This is a genomic window from Streptomyces sp. NBC_01571 (genome assembly GCF_026339875.1).
In the GTDB taxonomy this organism is placed as follows: domain Bacteria; phylum Actinomycetota; class Actinomycetes; order Streptomycetales; family Streptomycetaceae; genus Streptomyces.
The window spans coordinates 1,999,125-2,017,927 of sequence record NZ_JAPEPZ010000001.1; the positions used below are offsets into that span (position 1 = coordinate 1,999,125).

At 66.8% G+C, this 18,803-nt stretch carries 23 protein-coding genes and 2 pseudogenes; 1 reads left to right on the forward strand and 24 read right to left on the reverse strand.

Going from position 1 to position 18,803, the window contains the following annotated elements; genetic code table 11:
- Positions 1 to 48 precede the first annotated feature (48 nt).
- From OHB41_RS08855 to OHB41_RS08955, 21 genes and pseudogenes are all read right to left on the reverse strand, one after another.
- Complete coding sequence (locus OHB41_RS08855; RefSeq protein WP_266706564.1) at positions 49 to 390, reverse strand: hypothetical protein; 342 nt, start codon at positions 388 to 390, stop codon at positions 49 to 51.
- Positions 391 to 585: 195 nt separating this feature from the next.
- Positions 586 to 771, reverse strand: a pseudogene (locus OHB41_RS08860) (AAA family ATPase); the annotation flags it as partial.
- A 251-nt stretch (positions 772 to 1,022) separates the two neighbouring features.
- Positions 1,023 to 1,619, reverse strand: coding sequence for a hypothetical protein (locus OHB41_RS08865; protein ID WP_266697355.1), 597 nt, complete (start codon positions 1,617 to 1,619; stop codon positions 1,023 to 1,025).
- Between the two features lie 214 nt (positions 1,620 to 1,833).
- Positions 1,834 to 2,157 (reverse strand): hypothetical protein, encoded by a 324-nt coding sequence (locus OHB41_RS08870; RefSeq protein ID WP_266697356.1) that lies wholly within the window; start codon positions 2,155 to 2,157, stop codon positions 1,834 to 1,836.
- A 467-nt stretch (positions 2,158 to 2,624) separates the two neighbouring features.
- Entirely contained in the window at positions 2,625 to 2,864 is a 240-nt protein-coding gene (locus OHB41_RS08875; RefSeq protein ID WP_006378843.1) for a hypothetical protein, read from the reverse strand.
- A gap of 59 nt (positions 2,865 to 2,923) precedes the next feature.
- The gene (locus tag OHB41_RS08880) at positions 2,924 to 3,547 is read right to left on the reverse strand and encodes a SufD family Fe-S cluster assembly protein (RefSeq protein WP_266697357.1); all 624 of its coding nucleotides are present in this window, start codon (positions 3,545 to 3,547) and stop codon (positions 2,924 to 2,926) included.
- 14 nt (positions 3,548 to 3,561) lie between these two features.
- The gene (locus OHB41_RS08885) at positions 3,562 to 4,053 is read right to left on the reverse strand and encodes a hypothetical protein (protein ID WP_210539416.1); all 492 of its coding nucleotides are present in this window, start codon (positions 4,051 to 4,053) and stop codon (positions 3,562 to 3,564) included.
- A 36-nt stretch (positions 4,054 to 4,089) separates the two neighbouring features.
- Positions 4,090 to 4,335 (reverse strand): hypothetical protein, encoded by a 246-nt coding sequence (locus OHB41_RS08890; protein ID WP_266697358.1) that lies wholly within the window; start codon positions 4,333 to 4,335, stop codon positions 4,090 to 4,092.
- Positions 4,328 to 4,537: a hypothetical protein gene (locus OHB41_RS08895; protein WP_266697359.1), complete on the reverse strand. Its 210-nt coding sequence runs from the start codon at positions 4,535 to 4,537 to the stop codon at positions 4,328 to 4,330. The genes OHB41_RS08890 and OHB41_RS08895 overlap by 8 nt, the downstream gene beginning before the upstream one ends.
- Complete coding sequence (locus OHB41_RS08900; protein WP_006378589.1) at positions 4,534 to 4,869, reverse strand: glutaredoxin family protein; 336 nt, start codon at positions 4,867 to 4,869, stop codon at positions 4,534 to 4,536. The genes OHB41_RS08895 and OHB41_RS08900 overlap by 4 nt, the downstream gene beginning before the upstream one ends.
- Positions 4,870 to 4,927: 58 nt before the next feature.
- Positions 4,928 to 5,518: a hypothetical protein gene (locus OHB41_RS08905; protein ID WP_266697360.1), complete on the reverse strand. Its 591-nt coding sequence runs from the start codon at positions 5,516 to 5,518 to the stop codon at positions 4,928 to 4,930.
- 43 nt (positions 5,519 to 5,561) lie between these two features.
- The gene (locus OHB41_RS08910) at positions 5,562 to 5,696 is read right to left on the reverse strand and encodes a hypothetical protein (RefSeq protein ID WP_258039954.1); all 135 of its coding nucleotides are present in this window, start codon (positions 5,694 to 5,696) and stop codon (positions 5,562 to 5,564) included.
- A 560-nt stretch (positions 5,697 to 6,256) separates the two neighbouring features.
- On the reverse strand, positions 6,257 to 6,607 hold the full coding sequence (locus OHB41_RS08915) for a hypothetical protein (protein WP_256905595.1): 351 nt from the start codon (positions 6,605 to 6,607) through the stop codon (positions 6,257 to 6,259).
- A gap of 66 nt (positions 6,608 to 6,673) precedes the next feature.
- Positions 6,674 to 8,542 (reverse strand): SNF2-related protein, encoded by a 1,869-nt coding sequence (locus tag OHB41_RS08920; protein ID WP_199846735.1) that lies wholly within the window; start codon positions 8,540 to 8,542, stop codon positions 6,674 to 6,676.
- 172 nt (positions 8,543 to 8,714) lie between these two features.
- A complete protein-coding gene (locus tag OHB41_RS08925; RefSeq protein WP_266697361.1) occupies positions 8,715 to 9,410 on the reverse strand; it encodes a hypothetical protein in 696 nt (231 codons plus the stop codon).
- A complete protein-coding gene (locus OHB41_RS08930; protein WP_266697362.1) occupies positions 9,411 to 9,929 on the reverse strand; it encodes a hypothetical protein in 519 nt (172 codons plus the stop codon).
- Between the two features lie 226 nt (positions 9,930 to 10,155).
- Positions 10,156 to 10,539, reverse strand: a complete 384-nt coding sequence (locus tag OHB41_RS08935; protein WP_006379146.1) for a hypothetical protein — start codon at positions 10,537 to 10,539, stop codon at positions 10,156 to 10,158.
- The gene (locus OHB41_RS08940; RefSeq protein WP_030213961.1) at positions 10,536 to 10,829 is read right to left on the reverse strand and encodes a hypothetical protein; all 294 of its coding nucleotides are present in this window, start codon (positions 10,827 to 10,829) and stop codon (positions 10,536 to 10,538) included. Before OHB41_RS08940 ends, OHB41_RS08935 begins: the two co-directional genes overlap by 4 nt.
- Positions 10,826 to 11,140 carry a VRR-NUC domain-containing protein gene (locus tag OHB41_RS08945; protein ID WP_006378588.1) on the reverse strand — a complete coding sequence of 105 codons (315 nt, stop codon included), beginning with the start codon at positions 11,138 to 11,140 and terminating at the stop codon, positions 10,826 to 10,828. Before OHB41_RS08945 ends, OHB41_RS08940 begins: the two co-directional genes overlap by 4 nt.
- Positions 11,140 to 11,457, reverse strand: coding sequence for a hypothetical protein (locus OHB41_RS08950; protein WP_006378714.1), 318 nt, complete (start codon positions 11,455 to 11,457; stop codon positions 11,140 to 11,142). The genes OHB41_RS08945 and OHB41_RS08950 overlap by 1 nt, the downstream gene beginning before the upstream one ends.
- Before the next feature lie 178 nt (positions 11,458 to 11,635).
- Positions 11,636 to 12,325, reverse strand: a complete 690-nt coding sequence (locus OHB41_RS08955) for a hypothetical protein (RefSeq protein WP_266697363.1) — start codon at positions 12,323 to 12,325, stop codon at positions 11,636 to 11,638.
- Between the two features lie 236 nt (positions 12,326 to 12,561).
- Between OHB41_RS08955 and OHB41_RS08960 the strand changes: the two are divergent.
- Positions 12,562 to 13,997, forward strand: a pseudogene (locus tag OHB41_RS08960) (IS1380 family transposase).
- Between the two features lie 114 nt (positions 13,998 to 14,111).
- On the opposite strand, the gene OHB41_RS08965 reads toward OHB41_RS08960, so the two are convergent.
- The 3 genes from OHB41_RS08965 to OHB41_RS08975 form a co-directional block, all read right to left on the reverse strand.
- A complete protein-coding gene (locus tag OHB41_RS08965) occupies positions 14,112 to 16,490 on the reverse strand; it encodes a hypothetical protein (RefSeq protein ID WP_266697364.1) in 2,379 nt (792 codons plus the stop codon).
- A 125-nt stretch (positions 16,491 to 16,615) separates the two neighbouring features.
- The gene (locus OHB41_RS08970) at positions 16,616 to 16,789 is read right to left on the reverse strand and encodes a hypothetical protein (RefSeq protein ID WP_006378624.1); all 174 of its coding nucleotides are present in this window, start codon (positions 16,787 to 16,789) and stop codon (positions 16,616 to 16,618) included.
- Between the two features lie 7 nt (positions 16,790 to 16,796).
- Positions 16,797 to 18,617, reverse strand: coding sequence for a DNA primase family protein (locus OHB41_RS08975; protein WP_266697365.1), 1,821 nt, complete (start codon positions 18,615 to 18,617; stop codon positions 16,797 to 16,799).
- Between the last annotated feature and the right edge of the window lie 186 nt (positions 18,618 to 18,803).

An 18,803-nucleotide genomic window follows, 5' to 3' on the forward strand; every position in this document is an offset into this window, starting at 1 on the left:
TTGGAGGGCACGTCGGTCTCCTGCCGGCCATCGCGGCGGCTGCGTCGTTCAGGCGTCCAGAAGCACGCAGACGGGGCACTCGGGTGCTCCGGACGGTGCGTCGCGCTGCACGGTGTAGCCGCACAGGCAACCATGGGATGTGCCGTCGCTCACGTGCATGTAGGCGTCTTCTCGCCCTTGGATCTGGTTGCGGGCATCGGTGATTTCACCAGGCTCGGCGAAGGCGATGCCGTTTGCGCCCATCGGGGCGAGGTTCCCAGCGATGGATTTCTTGAGGGCCGCCACATTCGGGTCGTAGGCATCGACATCCAGCCCGGTGAACGTGACGTTCTGATTTGCCGGGTTCGGCTTGGGGCTCCTACGGGGCCTGCCGGCGGTAAAGTCCTGCACTGCGCTGTCACTCCCCTGTCGTGTGTTGGCACGTCCAGTGCTTCGTGGTGCTCGTGGTGGGTCGCAGGAATGCGGAAGCCCTGGGGAACACGGGTCCTCCAGAGCTTCTCGGCATCTCATGCTGTCGTCCGGGGCGGCTGTGCCGCCCGCTCCGCACCGACGTCGGGACCCGTGTAGAGCGCGCAGGACGAAGCGGCGGCCCGTTTGGTGCGCGACGATGCTGGCGATGGTGGTCTTGCCGCATCCGGGCGGGCCATACAGGAGCACTGAGGTCGCGCCGCGGCCGGACACGAGCAGTTCGAGCGGCGAGCCCGGGAAGACGAGGTGCGCCTGTCCAACGATCTGGTCGAGCGACGTCGGCTGTTCCAGGAATGCGGGCATGCAAGGACACTCCAGGTCCGTCACGAAGGTGAAGCGAAATCAGGGGCCGAGCGTGCCCGTGCACTCGCGCTGGCGTCCGGGCGTTCCCTGCTCATAGCGAGGAGCGCAGCGTGATCGTCAGCGTTCTCGGGTGGGTGGGGCCGGTGGGTGAAGGGGCTGCACGTTCCTGGGTGTCCGGCGCCGGACTTGCAGTCGAACGGGATCGGGCGGCCATGGCCCTTGCGGCAGACACGGGGGCTCATGGCGTGCGCCTACGGCAGCACGGCGCGGAACCCGTTGGTGAGCAGGGCCACGGCCGCAGACAACTCGCGGGGTGTGGTCAGCGCGCCCAGCTGAGAGGCCACAGCCGAACTGCTGTGCCCAGCAGCGGCATTGAGTGCCGCCTGAACGACGTGGCGGACGGTTTCCGTGACGCGCATCTGGACTTCGGTGTCCTCCAAGTCGGCAGCTGTGACCTGCCCGCGCCCCATGAGGCGGTTGGTCTTGGAGGCGACATCGAGGGTGGTGAGCGCGTCGTCGTCCACCGCGGGGGCGAGAGCGGAGAGGTTCGCGCCGCCGAAGGCAGTACGGAAGCGTGACGGGCAGTGGGTGTGAAGGTTCATGGCGAGCTCGGCGGCGAGGCCGCGGACGGCTACCAGACCGTACGCGTTGGCCAGTTGCGTCATGAGTCCGAGCGCTGCGTGAAGATCCCCCTGCCTGAGGGCCATCAGGTAGGCGTCGGTGACGGCGCGTATGAGCTTCTCGGGAATTGCGGTACTGGACACGGTGTTTTCCCCGTTCGGGTGTTCGGGTGGCTGCGCGCCGACGGACTCGCAGGTGATCGGGTTGTCCCAGTCGTGATCGGTCATGAGCGCTGCTCCTTGAGCTTGTTGGGTACGGCAGATGGCTGGGGCCAGCAACGAATCTGCCGGTGGAGCTGGGCTGGTCGTTCCAGCACGGCCCCACCGGCAGGCGGGTGTTTTTTTCGCCCCCGAGCCGGCAGTGCCGGCCCAACGCTTGTGCTTCAGAGCGGTTCGGCGACCTGACTCTTGGCGTCGGGGCCCTCGTAGTCACTAAGGTCGATCACCACGGCCTGGCCCGTACGCCGACACCCGTCGCCTTGTCAACGACGGTGAAGACACAGGTGTCCCCGTCGGTGGCACCGTCGCGGCCGAAGATGTCCGCCCAGACCTGGCGCGCGGCTCCGAGAGCCGAGCCTCCTTCGGCGTCGATCTCCCAGCTCACGAGCCACGCGGTGTCGCGCTCCGTTGTTGGGTCGAGCTCGGCGGGGGCGGAGCCTTGGTCGAAGGCAAGGTTGATAGCCCGGATCCAGTCTTCCCGGGTGGCGTCGGCATCCGTCACCGAGTCGCGGACGGTCATGGCGAGGGTGTCGATGCGGATGCTCATGGTCGAGTCTGCTCCTTCGTGTCGGGGTGTGGTCTCTGCTGGATCTCGGGCGCGTACGGTAGCCGGAACTCACCCAGCGATCCGCTGATGTACGAGTGCGGTTGATGATCGGCCTTTCGTTGGCCGGCCCGTGGTGCGAGGTGAAGACCTCGCCGTCGCGCGGCGTGAAGCTGACGTCGTGGGGGGACCCAGTCGTAGGGCCGGCGGGTAGCGCTGTGGCCACTGGGCGAGAAGTGGCCAGTGGATCCGACGGCCACCTCGTTGGGACCCAGGAAAACGATGACCTGGTGCTCACGGTTCGCCAGGGCGGCACGGATGCTGACTTGGAGGTCGGAGCGTTCAAGGGTCTGGGCGCAGCGCTGGTCTGCTTCTCCGATGCCCTGGAACATGCCGACTGCCTGGGCGGCGGTCAGAGACATCTCCGAGGCGAAGTGCACGTCGTTGTTCGGATCGAAAGCGACCTGGGTCTAGCTGTCGGCGTTGTTGGTGTCTGCGTAGATGGGCTGCACGGTGTCCAGGTCGACGACCTGGCCCACTCGAAGGGTGTTCAGCCCGCGGAGCATCGCGATCTCCTGCTTGCGCTCTGCGACCCCTGCGGGGCTCAGCGGCCGGCCGTCCTGCCTGAAGTTGCCCTCTTCGAGCATCTGCTCCAGCGTGTTCTTCCACTGGTCAACCTGGTACTGCGTGATCTTCTGCGTGCGGGCCATGGGGCAGTCCTCCCCTAGAAGGGCGTGATGTGGGTTGGATGCTGCGCGTGATGGTGGAGTTAGGCGCGGGGCTTCAGTGCCATGCGTCGGCGCAGGCTCTGCCCTGCGCCGGCGAGGACGTCAGTGACCTCCTTGGGAAACGTCACGTAGACGAAGTCGAGGGACGTCACCTTGTCGAACAGAAGCATCACGGCCTCGTGGCGCTGGATGCCCCGGCTCATGAGGTAGAACAGCTCCTCTTCGTCGAGCACTGGCTCCCCTCCGAGCGAGTTGAGGGTCGCTTCGGGATCCGACGCGAGCTCCATCGGGCGGTCGGCGACGACGTACTCGTGCGGCCACAGGTGCAGGTCTCCCCGGGGCGTGGCGATGACCGCCTGCTTGGGGTACACCTTGGCGGCCTGCTTGCCATGGCCGACGGTTATCGCGCCGGAGTTCAGCTGGTGGGGACGGGCACGCCACATCGACAGCTCGGGGACGCGGAACCTCGAGCGCAGCTCGGTCATCGGCTCCTCGACCACGATGATCCACGCGCCCTCCTCCGGGACGGCCTTACCGTCCTGCTCGGGGAAGTACATCGACGGCTCAGCGCCGATGGAGGCGCCGATGCTCCAGCCGTCGTCGGCGTGCTCCTTCATGGCGACGAGAGAGCGAATGTGCGGGGCGGCCTCGGTCAGAGAAGTCATGGGGTGCCTGTCTGTCAACGTTTGTTGGTGCGGATCAGCAGATCCGCGGGGAAGTCGCCGGCGTCGGGCGAGACCAGGGCGACGAGACCGTCGGTGCCGATCCTGACGATGGTGTCGGTGCGCCCGGCGATGCCATCGGTGATCGAGAGCGACCTCGCCGCGATGCGGTCCGCCGTCGCTCCTTCCGGGATCAGCACCGAGTCGCCGGCGCGCAGTGGACGGTCGAAGTAGTCGTGGACGGAGTCCGGTTCCGCGTCGGGGAGGGAGATCTCTTCGCACCCGGTGAGCTGTTCGAACACGGACTGCGGGATGACCAGTGCTTCGCCGAAGGTCACCTGGGTCTCGTCGGTGCTGCCGACGTAGACGATCAGCGGTTCACCGTCGTCGGCGAGCCGGGTCACCCGGCCGATCGCCAGGGACGCGCAGGACTCGTAGCCCTTGTCGATGCCGGGCTCGGCGACGAGGACGTAGTCACCGGGCTTGGGTCGGTCGGTGTTACGGAACATGTGTGGGCTCCATTTGGATGTGCGGGGCATCGATGCTCATGACGGGCCTCCTTCCGGATCTGCGAATTCCGTGATCCGATCGAGCAGGCCACCGATGAGGCTCCAGAGCTCGTCGTCGTTCTCGTGCTCGGCCAGCCACTCGGCCGCCCGTAGCGACTCGTCGTCTTCACGGTCGCGCAGCGCGTCGGCGAGGGCCCGCGGTACTGCGTTGTCCCAGACAGCAGGCACAGCCCCGTCGACGATGTCGATGGCGCTGCGGACGTGTTGCTTGCGCTCAAGCAAGTCCGCGCGCTGGGCGCTGCGTTCCTCGAAGCGGGCGAGGTGCGCCGCGCAGCAACTGTCGAGCGGTCCGGGCTTTTCGGTGTCCCCGGTAGGAGCTGAGGTACCGGTCGGTCTCGGCGGATTTGTCGTACAACGCGTCGATGGTGACGCTCTGCTGGCGTTCGGTCAGCTCGATGCTGATGGTGGGTTCGGTGGCCGTCATCGCGAAGCCTCTTTGTGATCGGACGCCACGCCCTCGGCACAGAGCCTGACGAGGGCCATGAGCATGTCCATGCGGTGCCCGCCCCAGTGGACGGTCCGCTGACCCTCCAACTTGACGGTGATCACCGGGGTCTGCTGGCAGCCGAGCTTCTCAGTGACGTGGCGGTGGTTCTCGTCGCCCGGCTCAAGGTCGATCTTCGTGTAGGCGATGCCTTTGCGCTCGAAGAGCTGTATGGCCTTGTCGAAGTTTGGGCAGTCCCGCGGGCCGTAGATCGTGATCGTCGGCAGAACACGCGCCGTCTGCGGGAGGTCCATGCTGTTGACGGTGGGCATGCGGATGCCTTTCTGGCTCGTGGGAGGGACTGCGGCTGTGTGGAGGCACGGTGCGCAGCTAGGGCGCGACGACGGTGACGCCCTCGTCGAGCACAGCGCGGATCTCGTTGATGCGCTGCCGGTCGATCTCCGTCGTCGGCTCAGCGGGAGAATCGGCAGCATGCCGCTGCACATGAGTGCGCTGGGCGGAGGTTCCCCTCTTCTTCGGTGGCACGCCGGCGTCCATCGAGATGGTGACGGCGCGTGCAGTGCCGCCGCTGCCGTCGGCCATGTCAGGGACCAGCTCACAGAAGTAGTGGCCGGCTTCGATGTCGAGTGCTTCGTCGAACTTCCACCCGGTGATGTATGCGGTTCCGTTGGAGTTGAGCCCACGGACTTCGTAGACGTGCTCGCCGGTCTCGTCGTCGGCGCAACGCTGCAGCATGAGCTTGCGGGCATCCCGGTCCACAAGGACGATGAGCTTCATCTTTGGCATGTTGCCCGGCCAGCGAGCACCGGCGTCGCCGGGCGATGGACGGAGCCAGTCCCGCGTGCCCGCGGACAGGGTGATCTGCGAGCGTCCGTTCTCGCTGTGGAGCACGGTGAGCTTCGCTGGTCGCTGCTTGCGCCGCGACTGGCGCAGGTCAGGGCGATAGATCTCGAAGGGCATGATTGCGCTCCTTCCAGAGGCCGGTCAGGAGGGTGTGCCTGGGTCAGCCGGCGAGGTGGTGGCTCAGACGCGCGATGTAGTCGGCATAGCCCTGCGCGACGGCGAAGCCGCTCGTCTTGGTCGCCAGCCGGTCTTCCCACGAGGCGTAGGTCTGGCGGGTGGTGTTGTAGGCCTGCATCAGCGAGCCTCCTTGGTGTCTGGTTGGCGGCCGATGCGTGTCCCAGCTGGTGCACTGAGGGGCCTCATCGGTGTCTTGCCCGGGGCATCGGCGATCAGCGTCGCCCTCCCGTCTGGCCGGTGGCTGCGACGCGTCTTGCTCGGTGCATCACCGGGACTCGGAAACGCCACTGACGAGACGTCGATGGACAAGAAGGGAACGGGCCGGGTGCACGAACACCCGGCCCGTTCCGGTATCGATCCCGCACCCGGGTCGGCTATGCCGACCCAGACCCCCGAGGCCAGCGCCCGTAGGGCGCGAAACCTAGGGGGACACGCTGTCACCCATCGGAACGTGACGCGAAGTGCTTGTTCCACCGGAGGGCGGTGATCTTCTTCATGAGGGAGTCCTCTTCTTGATCATGCGTGTTCGGTGTGCGGTCGCCGCAGTGACCGCCCGGCTGTGGGATCACAACCGGGCCGTCGTCGGATGGGTACGGGTTAGCCGGTAAAGGGCAGCGGGGTACGGGGACGGCCTCGGGCCGGGACGGGTGTCCGGGCGCGGGGCCGTGGCGGAGCTGTTCAGTGGATCGAAGCGACTGAGGGGTATGCCTTGAGGTCTCGTGTGAGTGCCGCAGCAGTGACGAGGTCCGCCGGGCGGCGGCCCGTGATCCCTACGTGAAGCACCACCTTCGGGGGCTCGTGTTGGGCGGTCGATACGTGGTAGCGCCTGCTTCGCACCTGGAAGTGGTAGCTGCCGAGGCAGATCACATCGCTGTCCTGCGGTAGCGGTGCTCCGAGGAGATCGAGCTCGAAGGTTACGTAGGTCGGGTCCTCCGGCTCCTGCTCGCCACGCAGCCGAACGACGACGCGTACAACATCTATGGTGTGCTCCTGGTCACGGGTGCTGGTGGTACTCGGGGGCTGGGGCATGTCGGTCCCTTCGGATGCGGGGTGGGGGCCGCCGGGAGCGGGGCCGTCGTCGGATGGGTACGGGTATCAGACCCGCTCGGAAGCCCAGAGGTCGTTGAGGTCCTCGCGGATCTCTTCTTCCAGGGCGGCGAGGAGTGCCTGCTCGGCGTTGAAGTCCCCGGACACGGCCTGGATGAGGTCGTCCTGGACCTGCTGCTTGCCGGCGAGCACCGAGGGCATCCGCTCGTCCTGCGTTCCCTTGGCGATGAGCCGGTGGATGATCACTGGCCGCTGCTGGCCGGGGCGGTGCAGCCGACCGTTCGTCTGCATGTAGTGCTCGAGCGAGAACGGCAGCGTGTACCAGATCATTGTCGAGCCGCCGTGCTGCAGGTTCAGGCCGTGCCCCGCGGCGGCGGGGTGGAGCAGCATCACCGGGATCTGCTTGGCGTTCCACCGGCGGACCATGTCGCGCGAGCCGTCGAAGGCCTGCGCGTCGATGCCGACCTTCCGGAGCCTCGTAAGCAGCTGCTCCTTGTCCGACTTGAAGTGATAGGCGATGAGCACGGGCTCGCCGCCATTGTTGCGCACGAGGTACTCGGCCATCTCGAGCTTCTTGTCGTGGATGACCTCGTACCGGCCCTTCGTGGCCGGGTCGTCGGGATCCGCAGTGTAGAGCGTGCCCGAAGCGAACTGCATGAGCTTGCTGGTAAGCACCGCCTGATTCTCGGCGATGATCGACTCGACGCTCTGTGTCACCTTTCCGTCGTCGTCGGTGTAGGTCCGCACGATGTCCAGGACCAGGTCACGCTTGAATTCCTTGTAAGCCTGAAGCAGGTCAGGCGGGAGCGTGACGTTGACGTCCTGGATGGTGAGCGATGGCAAGATCAGTGTGGTGTTCTGCGCGCTCATCACCAGGTGCGAGATGGCCTGATGGATCTCGGCCTCGGCGTTCGCCGTGGGGATCCACTTCGCCGGCGTCGTCGTACCGGGAACCATCTTCGGGACGAACCACCGGTTGCGGAACTGGGTGATATCCCGGCCGAGCGCTTGGCCTTGGTCGAGCAGGTAAATCTGGCTCCACAGGTCGTGGAGACCATTCGGGCTCGGTGTTCCCGTCAGCTCGATGAGCCGGGTCATGGCCGGCCGCACCGTTGCCAGGGCCAGGAAGCGCTGCGAGTTGTGCGACTTGAAACCCTGGGACTCGTCGATGATGACCGTCTGGAAGGGCCAGATGATGGTGTTCTGGCCGTTGATGTTCTGGACCGGCAGCTGGTCGACCAGACCGAAGCGGCACTGAGCGCAGCCTGCGCCGGAACAGGTTCGGCAGTCATAGGCTTCCCACGCCACCAGGGCCGACTTGAGCAACTCCTGAATCCAGGCGCGGATCTTGGCCTTGGCGGGGACCCGGTTGTTGGCGTTGCCGGCGACCAGAGCACGGTATTCGTCGATCAGCTCGTCTCGGCCCAGTGGCCCCCGTGCCTGGAGCAGACCCAGGATCGCCGTCGCCTCCGGTGAGACGGTCGGGGCAGGCACTGCGCCTGGCACTGGCGTGATCAGCTTCGTCTCCTGGGACGGCTGAGTCAGCAGCTCCTGGTTGATGAAGTACATCGTCGGCGGATCTGTGGCGACTTCCTGGAAGCGCTTCAGGCGCTTGGCCTTGGAGAGCTTCCTGTCGTTCTCGTCGACGATGAGCGACTTCGTCCGGATGGGGAAGCCCCACTTCTCGATCTCGTCGATCCAGGTGGAGCGGGCGATCGCCACGGGCGCTATGACGAGGATGTGACCCATCGGGCGGATCGTCTGTAGTACCGCGAGGGTGCTGAGCGTCTTCATGCCACCTACGGGGACCCATGCACCTGCGAAAGGGTGGTCAACGAGGAAGTCGTGGATCTGCTGCTGATGCGGCATCAGCGAGATCGGGGACGGAGCAGTAGCCGTAGTCATGTCGCTGGTCATCCCTTCTCTTCGAGTGAGTGGTCAGGCATGGAAGGCCTCTTGAATAGGGGCGAGTCGGGGATGGGCCTCGTCGGCTCTCTGTTTTTGCTGCGCGACCTCGGTCTCCAGCTCGGCGACCCTCGCTTCGAGCTGCGTGACGCGCGTTGGCTCCAGGGGGCGGTCGAGGACGCCGTCAGGCGCGGGTGCGGGCGGTGGCCTGCCGGGCGCGGAAGGTGTTGATGAGTGCTGCTGCGGCGCCCTCGGGGGAGTGGTAGGGGTCGGTGATGCCGGGTCCGGTCCAGCGGCCGTTCTCCGTGTACCGGATCGGTCCGGTCTCGGTGTCGTCGACGCGGACCGAGCGGGTGCCGGCGTCGGTCTCGCGGCCCAGCTCGGCGTCCTGGAGGGCGCTGAGGATCGTGCGGACGCTGCCGTGGCGGCCGGCGTCCTCGAGCAGGAGCGCCGTGGACTCCAGCCGAGCACTGGTGTCGGTGGCGATGGCGGACAGTTCCTGGGCGAGGGCGCGGACTTCAGGCGCGGTATCGGGGGCGGAGGCTTCGACGCTGCGGGCCGCGGTGGCCAGTTCGTCCAGGGCGGAGGCGGCCGCTCGGCAGTCGGCCCGGTTCTTCGCGCAGGGGCCGCTGGGCAGCTGGGCCGCCGCTGCGTCGAGGGCGGCGAGCGCGTGGAGGGTGTCATCAGGCAGGGAGGCCAGGGTGCGGGTGCCGGCCTGGACGTCGCGGTAGGTGCGGAAGGCGGTGGCGAGGGCCTGGTCGGCGGCGTGGGGGTCGGGGAAGGGGCCGTCGAGGTCGGAGGGCGGCTTCGACGCGGTGGCGCCGAGGCGGGCGGTGGCCAGTTCGGTGAAGGCCAGCAGGCGGGCGAGGGGGAAGGCCATCTATTCACGTTCGTCGCCGGTGGCGTCGGAGAGCAGGGCCCGGGCGGGTTCACGGACCTGGTCCAGGAGGCGGACGACGCGCAGGCATCCGCCGCGGGTACCGGACGCGTCGTGCTCCCGCACGATTGCCTCCAGGCCGTCGAGGATCGCGGCCACGTGCGGCTGGCGCAGGGCGTGGAAGAAGTAGGCGCGGGCGGCGGAGTCGACGATCTCCTGGCGCTGGAGCGGAATGGGGGAGAGCGCGGCCCGGGCCTCGGAGACACTGGAGTACGGCTGGTGCTCTGCGTCGGCCGTGCCGTGCAGGGCGATATGGAAGACCCCGACGTCCTCGGCCGCCCGCGGAGCGTCCGTGCGCCGGGGGCCGACATCCGTTCCGACGCGGCCGCGGTAGGCGCCGCCGGCGGCGTCGACCTGGCCCACGACTACGTCGTTGGCGTCGACGACTTCGGCCGATGCGGAGCCGTCGGCGGGCGGGCGCAGCCGGAATGCCGGGAACGCCTGCAGGACCGGGCTGTTCATGGGTCTCCTCTGGTGGTGGAAGTCGGGCCGGCGCGGGCGGGTGCGCCGACCCGGGGCGAGCGGATGGTCAGTTCGAAGTGCTCAGGGCGGGAAGGTTGCGGACCCGCGGGTCGGGCCCGAGGGCTTCGCGCACGCGTTGCAGCACTGCCACCGGGTCGTCAGGCTGCTCGACTGCGCCAACCTGTCCGTCCTGCTCGTTCAGTGCGGTGTTGATGACGGTGGGGTTCTACTGCCGCACCTTGTTGCGGGCGTCCTTGTCAGCCTGGTGATGCTGGTCGCTGAGCTGCTGGACGTGGCTGAGGTCGCCTCGGCGGGCGGCGGCACGCACGTTGAGGGCGAGGGCGCGTAGCAGTTCGAGTTCGCCGACGTAGGCCTCGTCGTCTGGCGTCTGGTAGTCGGCGATCTCTTCGAGCTGGGTGATCGCGTCGTTCCAGCCAGTGCCGTACCAGATGGGTCCGGTGAGGGCGGTACAGGTGACCGGGATGGCACGGAGTCGGCCGATGCACTTCTGGATGACCTCAGTGCGGTACCCATCCAGCAGTTCGACGATCTCTGCGTCGGCAGTGGCGAGCACTCCGGGGTGATTGATGATCCGATCGCGAGTGCTCATGCGGCACGCCCCGAGCAGCGGGCCGTGCGCCGGTTGGCGTCGTGGACGCTGCACCTCTCGCGGCCCTGCTTGCGGGCCCACCACGTCTGCGCGACGTCCGTCTGCGCGTTGATCTGCGCCATGTGCCCATTTACCAGGCCGATCACGGTGGTGGCGTAGCCGACGACGTACAGGCTGATGAAGACGGTGTCGGGCTCGCGCAGCATCCCGGAGGAGAACTCGTCGCGCTGGCCGGAGTCTTTGGTCTCATACTGCGGTTGCCGGGCCGCGGCTATGTATGTGTGGGTCATGGTGCTGCTCCCTGTTGGTCGGATGAGGTCTTGAGGAGGTGCGCGATGAAGACGTCGACGCTCGCCTTGTCATCGACGACGTGAACCTCGGCGCCGTGGCGGCGCAGCTTGGCGTGCGTGAGCTGTTGCAGCTTCCGCAGCTGGCCGCCGGGGCGTTTGACCTCGACGAACACGGTGCCGCGGGGGGCGACGACGATCCGGTCGGGCACTCCCCCGCGGGCTGGTGAGACGAATTTCAGGCACAGGAAGCCGTGCGCCCGGCACTGGCTGAGGAGATAGTCCTCGATGGTGCTCTCTCGCGTGCGAGCCATCAGCGCTGTGCCGTCTCGTCCGAGGAGACCGTCGGCACGCCGTACTTCAGCTCACTGGGATCGACGAGGCGGAAGCCCGAGGAGTGCTTGTGCATCCGGGAGACGCTGATGGTCGAGCGCCTCGTGCCGTAGTGGGCCCGGACCCGGGCCCTGCCGTTTTTGACGAACTCGACGACGACGCGGCGCTGGTTCTGCCGGGTGTCGAGGTCCTCCCAGATCTGACCCGGGCAGACCAGGATGCCCTCGCGGGTCGTGTTCTTTTCCTGCTGGACCTGGGCGTCGTCGTCCTCGGCGGAGGTGTCGGTCGCGGCACTCACAACTCGTCGCCCCCCTCAACGGTGCGGACGGGAAGTGTGGTCTGGAACATGACGTCTCTCGATTCTCTTGCCATGGCGAGCAAGACTCGCCTTCATCCGAAATTCGAATCGGGCCCCGAGCAGCGTCGTGTCGGCACGGCCCGGCACCCTGCGGTCCGATGGTGGAGCGGGGAGCTGATCAGGCGGCGTTCTTCCAGTTCTTGGTGAACGTCTCGTCGAGCATTCGGGTGTAGATGCCGAGATCGAGCGCCCCGATGAGCTGCTCGACTCGGGCGGCCGGCAGCGCGCGGAGGTCGTCGTTGACGACGATCACCGACCAGTGCGGGTCGATGCCGTTGATCCGGCGGATCACGACGTCCTGGTTATCGGGCAGCAGCGTGAGGCCGTCGGAGATGCTGGCCTCGCTGCGGTTCTTCGCCCACCCGTGGTGGCGCAGGATCTCCAGCGCGATCGGGTCACGTCGCACCCCGGCGCTGCCGGACTCGCGGCGCTTGCCCTGGCTGGCCGGGTTCACCTTCCATGCGCCGGCGTTGTGCAGGCTCACGGCACCATCAGTGCCGTCGTGGACGATGAAGACCCGGTTGACCATCTGCAGGGCCCGCGGGTTCACCAGCTGCGCATCGGCGTCCTCGTTGTCGTCACGGTCGGGCGCGGCGCTGACCGGGTCGGCGGCGAACGGGTAGGTGATTGATCCGCGCGAGGCGGCGAGGACGTTCTGGAACAGCAGCAGCGTCCGCACGGGATCGGCCGGGTCGATCGCCTCCTCGATCATCTTCCGGCCCAGCACAGGATCGAACGGCTCGGCGAGAGCCTCCTCTCCCCTGCTGGCGACGGTCTGCAGGTAGCGGGCCAGGGCGAAGTCGATCACGGCCGGGTGGGCCAGCGACTTCGTCGGGGTAGGACCCGCGTGGCAGGCCAGCGTCCCGCCGGAGGCGGTGATGATCGGGCTGTCGGCGACGCTCCGGTCCTCACTGGGCGACTCCAGCTCGAGCCGGTTGTTCGAGTCCTTGCTAACCTCGCCGTTTCACTTGGGTACGGCTGGCTTTGGGGCGGAAATGCGAAAGTGCCTTCCTGACCTGGGACGATGAACCTTGCTGAGGAGTTCTGTCGGTCCAGGCGGAGGGCACTTTCTACGTGCAGGCTATCGGGTTGCGTCCCAAGATCCAGGTCAGTGCAGATGGTTCGGGGGTGGTCGGGCATGCCGGGGCACGGTTACTGGCCGATCTCGCTGATGCCACCGGGCTGACCGCCGCGTACTCCACCGCGCTCAGGCCACTTCGGCCGCGCGGGACCGGGCATGATCCGGGCCGGATCGCCACCGACCTGGCGGTGGTGCTCGCCGACGGCGGTGAGGCCATCGCGGACCTGGCCGTACTGCGGGACCAGGCAGGGGTGTTCGGTTCGGTCGCCTCGGCACCGACGGCCTGGCGACTGCTCGCCGACACCGACGAGAGGACACTGGCTTCTCTGCGCGCGGCGCGTGCCCAAGCTCGGGAAGTCGCCTGGATGCAGGCCGCCGAGCAAGGCGAGGGCATACCCGCAGTCCGGGCCGCGGGACGCATTCTGCCCGGGCTGGTCCTGGACCTCGACGCCACGCTGATCACCTGCCACTCCGAGAAGGAGCAGGCCGCACCCACCTATAAAGGCGGCTTCGGCTTCCACCCGCTGCTGTGCTTCCTGGCCAACACCGGCGAGGCACTGTCGGGCCGACTGCGTCCCGGAAACGCCGGTGCCAACACCGCGAGCGACCACATCACGGTGTTCGACCAGGCACTCGCGCAGATCCCCGACGCTCAACTTCACGGCACCGACATCCTCGTCCGCACCGACAGTGCCGGATCCGCGAAAGCATTCCTCGCCCACGTCCGCGACGTGCGGAAACGAGGAATCCGTACCTTCTTCTCGGTCGGATACGCCATCACCGAGCCGGTCCGTCGCGCTGTCCGGGCCATGCCCGACCGCCTCTGGCATCCCGCCCTGGACCAGGACGGGACTCTGCGTGATGGCGCCGAGGTCGCCGAGCTGACCGGCATGGTCGATCTGGACGGCTACCCGGCCGGCACCCGCATCATCGTGCGCCGAGAGCGGCCGCACCCCGGAGCCCAGCTGTCCCTGTTCGACCAGGACGAGGGCCTGCGGCATCAGGTGTTCCTCACCGACACCCCGTACTCCGGTGGCGGTTCCGCCCAGTTCCTGGAGGTCCGCCACCGCGGACATGCCACTGTCGAGGACCACATCCGGTGCGGCAAGACCACCGGCTTCGGCCGCTTCCCTCCCGCGACTTCGCCGTCAACGCCGTCTGGCTCGAACTCAGCCTCGCCGCGATCGACCTGCTCGCCTGGACCCGTGTCCTCCTCCTGGACGGGGAGCTGGCCACCGCCGAGCCGAAGAAACTCCGCTACCGGCTACTGCACGTCACGGCCCGCCTCACCCGCGGCGGCCGACGCCTCCACCTGCGAATATCGGCGACCTGGCCCTGGAGACACGAACTGGCCACGGCCTTCCACCGCCTCGCCGCACTGCCCCGACCCGCCAGCTGACCAGCAAACCCCCGTCCGCCCACGACCCGAAAGAACCCGGAGAACCCGACCACCGCGCCGGGACTCCGACCTGCCCAAGCACCGAAATCACATCGGCCACCCAACAGTTGGCGATCAGCGACGCCGCCTCAGCCCAACCGAAACGGCGAGGCTAATGAGGAACATCAGCTCCGGTTCGATGTCGATGCCGATGGCGGCCTGCTGCTCGGCGAGCACCCGGTTGTTGGTGGTCTCATCGAAGCCGTTCTCGCCGCCGACGACGGAGTAGAGGCCGTCGGTGTTCGTCGAGATGATCCGCGCACCGGCCAGCGTCTGGGCCTGCCCGATCCGCCAGCTGAACAGCTGGCCGATGATCCGCATCGAGATGGTGCGGTTGTTCATCCTGATCGGGGTCCGGTGCGCGGCGTCAGCAGCTCCAGAGGCCGAGTTGAGGATCAGCTTCGTGCCGTTGCGCAGGGTCGTGAGCCGGGCCTTCTCCTCGGAGGAGATACCCGGCTTCTTCATCTCGAAGCCCAGGCGCTCCTTCTCGAAGAAGATCGTCGTGTAGCGGTCCGCGCCCAGCTCGGGGTTGTAGAACGCCCTCATGTTGCGCAGCAGGTTCGGGTAGTAGCTCGTGAAGTCCTCATGGATGACGAGGCCTGCCGAGGTCCGTGCGAACTTCGGGTGCAGCTTGGTGGATTTGTCGGCCTTCGCAGTGAACAGCGTGGGGGCCTTCTTCGCCGGCTCATCGCGATAGACGGCCTTGACCGCCGAGGTGACGGCCAAGACTATCTTGCCGTCGAGCACGGTCCCGTCGGCCAGGCGCACGTGCATCGCCTCGGTGTCCGGGCGCTGCGTATCCAGCAGCTGGGCCGGATCCGGCACTTGGGCCTGCGCACGCGCGAGCTGCTCGGCCTGGTCCTGGTCGCCCTTCTTCGACTTGCGGTACTTCACCTTTTTCGGGTCCGAGCCCAGCAGCACGAGCCGTTTGTCGACGGTCGTCCCGTCGGGCAGCGCGAGCAGGTTGTGCTGGCGCTTGGCCTCGGCGACGAAGTCCTTCGCGTCCGGGTAGAAGAGCTTGGCGAGGCCGATCATCGCTGCCTGTTCTCGGTGCTCGAAGGAGTCGGCGTCGAAGACTGTCATGTCTGCCTCGGCTCCGTGGATGCCGCCTGTGCTGAACGTGGCGAAGCACGATGACGGAGAGGCGTCACGGTGGAAGTAGGGCACGTTGTTCGGTGTCTTCGGCAGCTCGCGCAAGGACTTGGCCGGGAGGTCGAACAGGTCGCGGTACTCCTCGGAGTCGTTGAAGTTCTGTCCCTCGATCGAGCGGTAGTAGTTGACGACCTGCATGAACTGGCGGTGCGCCTGCGCCTGTGCCGGCGTCGCGGATGGGTCCTTGGCAGGGTCGGGGGCCACGTTGTCCTCGAAGAAGCGCACGCACTCGTCGAGCACGTTGACCTGGGAGATGCCCTGCTCCTCGGCCACCTCCTTGGCCGGATAGAGGAACGACACGGCCTCGATGTCGTTCAGCGAGGTGTACGGCGCGAGGATGCGGCCGACGAACTTCGCGGAGGACGAGTCGATGGTCAGGCGGTCCCGGCGCACCGAGCCGTTCTTGGCGTAGACGGTCTCGGAGTACTGCGCCAGCAGACCGGCCTTGAGGTCGAAGTTGCTGGCGTAGGCCGGGTGCTGGAAGAGCTGGGCCAGGCCCAGGCAGTCGGAGACGTTGTAGGCCAGCAGCTCGTAGAGATCCTCGATCGCGGCGATCGAGGTGTCGTGGCTGAGCTTGTCGGACTCCTTGATCTGGCGGCCGAGCATCCCGAGCAGGCGCTTGAGGCTCACCTTGGTCTGCAGCTCGTTGAGACGGGCGACGTCCAGGTGCCGGCCCGAGTGCATCATGGCGCGGCGGATCTTGGCGGCCGGGCCGTCCCAGCCGAGGTAGCCGGGCATGTACTCGATGTGCTCGTTGAACAGCTTGTCGTTGTGCTCGCGCATCTCGCGCGCGGTGGTCGGCTGGACAAGACGACCGGAGTGCGGAGCCGGGAAGGTCTCCATCAGGTACAGCGCGAGCATGGTCATGTCGTAGTTCAGCGAGTTGTACCCGGCCAGGAACGGGTGCTTCAGCGGGTCGTACTCGGGATCCGTGTCGCAGACCGGGCGCAGGCTCGCCGGATAGGACGAGACCTCGCTGCGGTCGTTGACCTGGTCGGCGTTCGAGAGGCCCATCAGCTCGGCGAGGCGGAGGTTGCCCCGCTCGCCGCGCAGGTTCCACAGCTGGACGCTCACCGCGGGCAGGCCCGGGTTGGAGCGCACCACGGCTTCATAGAGCGCCTGCGGGTCCACGGCGTCGGAGAGCTGCTGGTTGTCGGCAAGGAAGAAGATCTCCAGGTCGTCGACGGCTCTGCCCGGCCGCGGGGTGTAGGCGCACAGAGTGAAGACGTCCGACAACGACTCGATGTCGTAGAAGGTGAAGCGCGCCTTCGAGGCCGTGACGGGTGTTCGCTGTGTGGTCATGATGGGGATCTCCTTTCGTCGGTCCGACCATCACGGCCGGCGTCTGGGGAGGAGGCGCGCGCGGCCTCAGAGGGAGTCGTGAGGAGAGCGCCGGCGCGGGGTATGCATGCGCCGGGACGCCTCACTCATGAGCCGGGCCTCTCCACGGGGTCTGCCGTGATCTGCGAGCGGACGATGAGGTGGGTGATCCACTGCTCGCGCTCGACGTCGGACATCGCCGTGATCAGGCGGGCTTGGCCGCGGGCGAGTTCGAGTACGGCATGGGTGAGTTCGCCGAGTGCGCCAGCCGTTTTAGCCATGGGTGCATCAGTCCTGCTCGTCAGTGGTGTCGTCGGTCGGGGCGGATGGGCCCGTCTGCCGGAGCAGGCCGCGGTAGTTGGCCTGCAGCATCGGCTGGGATTTCTTCTTCGGGTCGCTGCCGGTGTAGCTCGGGTGCATCCACTTCTTCAGCTCGTACTCGGCGATAAGCACCTCGGGGGTGTGCATCATCTGGCCGGGCCGGATCTTGCGGTTCTTGTCCGGGCAGTGCCACAGGGCATCCGGCCGGACGATCGCCACGAGGTCAGTGATGAACTGCTTGTTGCTCACCGGGGAGCCCGACGGCGAGACGTCGGCGAACCAGGCCTTGTACAGGTCATAGAGGAACGTGAACGGTGCCAGGTCCCAGGCCAGCCGTCCGCGGAACTCTTCCCAGAAGGCGCGCACGGGGTCGTTGACCTCCTTGTACTCGGCCAGGACTTCCTTGGTGGCCACCGGCTCTGAGAGCTGGTAGTAGTCACCCGGAGATGACGCGCCGGCGCGGTTGACCGCGTACCAGAAGACGTACTCCAGGACCTCGCGGCGCTGGAGGTAGTCGTCCTTGATGTACTTCTTCTCGGCTCCGGTGAAGCTCTTGGTAAAGGGCACAAAGAGCTGCCGGCGGTAGAACGACTCGGACTTGTCCTTCACGCGCGGGAACTCGTTCAGGCACTGGACCATGAAGCCGAAGAACTGGTAGGCGATCGGCATCCGGTACTTGCGGTTGATCTGGATGACGTCATTGGTCACGATCGCCTTCAGATTGGCCGCCTTGTCGATGAAGGTGCCGACATCGTTCTCGTCGACGATGATCGCGTTGGCGCGCACCAGCGGTTCGAGCGCGAAGTCCTTGCCGAAGTCCGAGAGCGGAATCGAGGTGTGCGCGCCGCTGCCGACGAGGTTGCGCATGAGCGCGCAAAGCGTGCCCTTACCGTTGTTGCCCTGCTCGGAGTAGAACCAGGCGGTCTTACCCCAGCGCACGTGCGGCCGGATGATCGCGCCGATGATCTCCCAGATCAGGTCGGCAAGACCCTCGTCACCGGGCTGGTCGAAGAGCTCTTCGATCCAGGCGCCGACTTCCCAATCTCCGTCCTCAGGGTGCGTGATGACCTGCTGCGGGGCGTCGTCCACGTAGTCGACGTCGTTCTTGGTCAGCAGCACGATGGCGGGGTCGAAGGGGTGGACCTGCTTGGGCTCGAAGTGGAAGTCCTTGCCGAAGATCGTGAGGTCCAGCGGCTCGGTGCCGTAGAAGACGATGCCGTTGCGCGCGGCGATGAAGTCGCGGTTCGTGCTCTGGTGCCGACGCGGGCTGTCCTCGCGCAAAACGGCCAGGACCTCGGCGAACTCCTTGAGGGTCAGCTGGGTGTTGTACATGCGCGCCGTGGTGCGGATGTCGTCCTCGCTGGTGGTGTACGTCCCACGCGCGCGGCCCGCGGCCTGGTACATCGCCAGCAGGTCGTACTCACGGTCGGTGTCCTTGGCGTTGGGCGCGATCCGGATGACGTGGTGCAGACGCAGGAGGATCTGCGCGACCTGCCAGTACGTCAGATATCTCGGCAGGGGGTACTTCTCGGCGGCCGTGGCCGCCTTGAAATTCTCGGCCTTGATGACCCCGCCCACGATCGCCAGCAGCTCCTTCTCCAGCGCACGAGGCGTCGGAGGATCGGTCGGGTCGATCTGGTCGAGGTAGGCGGCGGTGACGTAGGTGACGATCTCGTTCTGCGGAGCCATGTCGTCGCGGCTCGAGAAGTACCCCATGACGCTGGCCAGGACGTCGGCGACGGGGTTGGTGCGCGGTCCGGCGTTGGAACCGGCGGCAGGTACGGACATGAGGGCATCAGGAGGCGTCATGTTGCTGCTTTCTCGATCATGATCGAGTTCCTGCCGGCGATGAGTGGGAAGCCGATTGGACTCGTAATCGAACGAAACGTGATCTTGACCCTACGTCATCCGAGTGCCCTTTTTCAACGATTGAGCCACCATCCAACAAGAGAGTCGACTGATGTCACGAATGGC